At 34.3% G+C, this 3,695-nt stretch carries 5 protein-coding genes; all 5 read left to right on the top strand.

Translation table 11 applies throughout. From position 1 onward, the window contains the following. Positions 1-489: CPBP family intramembrane glutamic endopeptidase (locus VI621_RS01130; RefSeq protein WP_324216552.1), on the top strand; the 489-nt coding region annotated here is incomplete at its 5' end. A gap of 67 nt (positions 490-556) precedes the next feature. Then, positions 557-952, top strand: coding sequence for a cytidine deaminase (locus VI621_RS01125; RefSeq protein WP_324216551.1), 396 nt, complete (start codon positions 557-559; stop codon positions 950-952). A gap of 142 nt (positions 953-1,094) precedes the next feature. Further along, a complete protein-coding gene (locus tag VI621_RS01120) occupies positions 1,095-1,766 on the top strand; it encodes a hypothetical protein (RefSeq protein ID WP_324216550.1) in 672 nt (223 codons plus the stop codon). 148 nt (positions 1,767-1,914) lie between these two features. Beyond that, complete coding sequence (locus VI621_RS01115) at positions 1,915-2,826, top strand: cysteine synthase family protein (RefSeq protein ID WP_324216549.1); 912 nt, start codon at positions 1,915-1,917, stop codon at positions 2,824-2,826. Between the two features lie 287 nt (positions 2,827-3,113). Next, positions 3,114-3,695, top strand: a 582-nt coding sequence (locus VI621_RS01110; protein ID WP_324216548.1) for a hypothetical protein, incomplete at its 3' end; no start/stop codon positions are given.

Genomic DNA, 3,695 nt, shown 5'->3' with positions numbered 1-3,695 from the left:
AAAGCATTTGGAGTGTCCTTAGCTTCTGGCTTTGTAGAAGAAATTATCTTTAGAGGTTATTTTTTTAACCTGCTAAAAAGTAAATATAATTTTGGGATATCAGCTTTTGCACCTTCTTTGTTCTTCACTTTAATTCATATTGGGGGAGCAGGTTCACTCTTAAATATATTCCAGCTTATAGTAGCCGGATTACTATTTTCGTTTATGTCTTTGATGATTTATGTTTATACTAAAAGCATATGGAATGCAGGCATTGTCCATTTTTTATGGAATTTATTATTACTTAACGGATTAATTGCATTCGGAACAGGAGGAAAAAATGAAGTATTGGTTCAATTGAATATTGGGGATAATCCTCTTTTTAATGGAGGAGTTTTTGGTATTGAAACTTCAATTCCTGCAATAATAGTTTATACAATTACAAGTTTGATTTTATGGCAATTATACAAGAAAAAACAGGACACAATAAAAATTGAACTCCTAATCTGATAGGTTTTTTACTATGCTGGGATTATTTAAATAATACTGCAATTGCATAGACAATTAATTTAATTTTATGATTACAATAACAAACCTTGAGCTAATCAACAAAGCAAAATCCGTCGTTAAACCGAAAAAAGTTAAGCATGGATTTACTATTTCTGATTGTGGTTGTGCCTTAGTCACTGACAATGGTAATGTTTATCTTGGCGTTAGCGTTGATACTTGTTCAAGCATGGGATTCTGCGCCGAACATAGTGCAATTGCATCCATGATTACTGGCGGTGAATATAAAATCAAAAAAATAGTTGCGGTTTTAGAGGATGGTAAAGTTCTGCCTCCTTGTGGAAGATGTAGAGAATTTATGTATCAAATAGACAGTGATAATTTGGAAACTGATGTAATAGTCGGTGAAAATAAGGTTGTAAAATTAAGAGAGCTACTTCCTTATGCATGGGACGAAAACTTTTAATAAGGAATTTTTTGCCCTTTTTCAACATCGCCTAACACGGCATATTTGGTTTCGCTACGCTACACCCAAATTGCTACGCAACTTCAGATGATGCGTAAACGTTAGTGGCAAGCATAATGAACAACACAGCAAAATTTAAACCATGGATATTTTAGAAATAGAAATACTGACTGACAACCTTGACGAAACGGAAAAATTTTATTCTAAACTTTTAGGACTTCAGACAAAAAATAAAGACCAAAACTCCATTTCGTTTTTAGCTGGGCAATCAACCTTAACTTTTATTAAATCACATAAATTAAACCCGAAATATCATTTTGCATTTAATATTCCTCGCAATAAACTTGACGAAGCAATAAAATGGATATCTGCAAAACTTGGCCTTATTAAAAATGCAGACAATGGAATAGTTACGAACTTTGAAAGTTGGAATGCAAAGGCAATTTATTTTTTCGACAACAATGGAAATATTTTGGAATTCATTGCACGTTTTGACCTTAACAACGATTCAGACAAACCCTTCTGCATTTCATCCATTCAATCTATAAGTGAAATCGGAATAGTAGCGGATGCACCAATAAAACTCGCAGACAAATTAGTTGAAAAAAATAATCTATACTTTTTTGCGAAAGGTTCTAAAAGTGAAAAGTTTGTTGCATTGGGCAACGACAATGGTTTATTTATAATTGTTGAAACAAATAGAAAATGGTATCCAACAGAACAACAAGCTGAAAAACATTATACAAAAATAAAAATAACGACAGACGGTTTAACAAGAGTAATTACAATGAACGAAGAGAATGTCAGCAGGTAACAGCACATTTGCAATAGTGGGGATTTTGTGCTTCTATGACAGTGAGGTGCTTAATCAAACTTTCGTGCTTCTAATGAACATTTATGCTGACAAGCCCCGCCTTCGCAAATCCGCAGACTTTTGTGTGCTATTTTAATTAAAAAAATATATGAGAGCGATAGGCAAAACACCATTGATAAAATTAGAACGATTGTCTGAATCTAACTGTGCTGAAATATATGTAAAGTACGAAGGTGGAAATCCTACTGGGAGTATGAAAGACCGAATGGCTCTCTCAATGATTGAAGGAGCTGAAAGGAGAGGTGAGCTCAAACCCGGGGGAACAGTAGTTGATTACACCGGGGGCAGCACGGGAAGTTCTTTGGCAATGGTATGTGCAACCAAAGGATACCATTCACATTTTGTATCCTCCGATGCTTTTGCAGAAGAAAAACTTCAAACCATGCTGGCATTCGGAGCTACTCTTGAAATATTTCCCAGTGAAAATGGTTTGATAACTGCAAAACTTATTGACTCTATGGTTAAGAGAGCAAAAGAATTAAGTAAGCAGCCAAATACATTTTGGACCGACCAGTTTAACAATGTCGATAATAGAAATGCATATCATAATATGGCAAGAGAGATTTTAGATGAGCTCGGAAATAACATTGATGAATTTATAATGGGAGTTGGAACAGGCGGGTGCTTTTCCGGAAATTCAGAAGTGCTTAAAAAGGAGATACCAAATATTCGATGCATCCCAATTGAACCATTGAATGTGCGTTCTCTTTCGGGTGGCGATATATCGGGCACTCACAAATTAGAAGGAATTGGCGCAGGATTCGTACCGTCTATATGCAGGTTAGATTTGGCAGATGAAATAATTGCTGTATCAAATGAAGACGCCTATAAAACTGCAAGAGAATTAGCAAGATTGGAAGGAATATTTGGAGGAATCACGTCTGGAGCAAATGTGTGGGCAGCGATTCAAAGGGCAAGAATAATTGGCGCAGGAAAAAGAATTGTAACAGTTGTTGTTGATTCAGGGTTAAAATATCTCCATGGTGATTTATATAGATAAAAAACAACAGCAGCTTGGCAAAAGGCGGGCTGACATGCTATTATGACGTTCTTGTACTTAAACAAACATTTGTGCGTCGTATGAACATTAGTGCCAAAAATCCTGCCCTCATCAAACCGCAAAACGTTAGCGGTAAGCTTTAATATTCACCGAATAAATTAAATATTCATTATTGATGCAGACCTTATAAATATTAACTAAATGAAAAAGAAGTTGTTGTGAAAAAAATAATTTATTTCTCCATAGCTTTCATAAGATGTTTATGCTTTGCAATATTAATACTGATAATGTCCCCCATTTTTATTTTCTTCCAAAACCTTAAACTAAAACGAAAGATTGCTATTGCCTTATTAGTTCTGTTAAGCATGGTGATAGATTCAAATGCTCAAAATAATTTTGAAAAAAATCTGTTGTTAAAAACTATTAATTATGATTTAGATGTACATGTAGATTATGAGAACAAGAAAATAATATCTACATGCGGTATGACCGTTATAAATAGAACCGATGAAGAGAGCAAAATTATTCCTTTGCTACTATATCGGTTGATGAAAGTTTCATCAATAAAAGAAGAAAATGGTAATCCTTTAGTTTATTCGCAAAGGGTATTGTCATTTGAGGACTGGGAAATATACCAGGCGAATTATATAGAAGTTGTACCCGCCAAACCGTTATTAAAAGGAGATTCCTGTAAACTGATTATAGAATATGAAGGATATCTTCTTGGTTATACTGAAACAGGAATGAATTATGTAAGAGATAAAATAGATGCTGAGTTTACTATTCTTCGTCCCGATTGCAAAGCATATCCTGAATTAGGTTATCCATCAGAAAAGATAAACAGGGCAGCAGGTTTTTCACCAAGTTTT

Source organism: Flavobacterium sp. (assembly GCF_035292545.1).
In the GTDB taxonomy this organism is placed as follows: Bacteria; Bacteroidota; Bacteroidia; order Flavobacteriales; family Flavobacteriaceae; genus Flavobacterium.
The sequence above is the reverse complement of the archived record's forward strand: the minus strand, read 5'-3'. Positions and strand labels throughout refer to the sequence as shown.

What these genes read in the sequence shown, in the direction of transcription:
- VI621_RS01125 (WP_324216551.1), top strand. Translation starts at nt 557, where the DNA reads ATGATTACAATAACAAACCTTGAGCTAATCAACAAAGCAAAATCCGTC.
- VI621_RS01120 (WP_324216550.1), top strand. Translation starts at nt 1,095, where the DNA reads ATGGATATTTTAGAAATAGAAATACTGACTGACAACCTTGACGAAACG.
- VI621_RS01115 (WP_324216549.1), top strand. Translation starts at nt 1,915, where the DNA reads ATGAGAGCGATAGGCAAAACACCATTGATAAAATTAGAACGATTGTCT.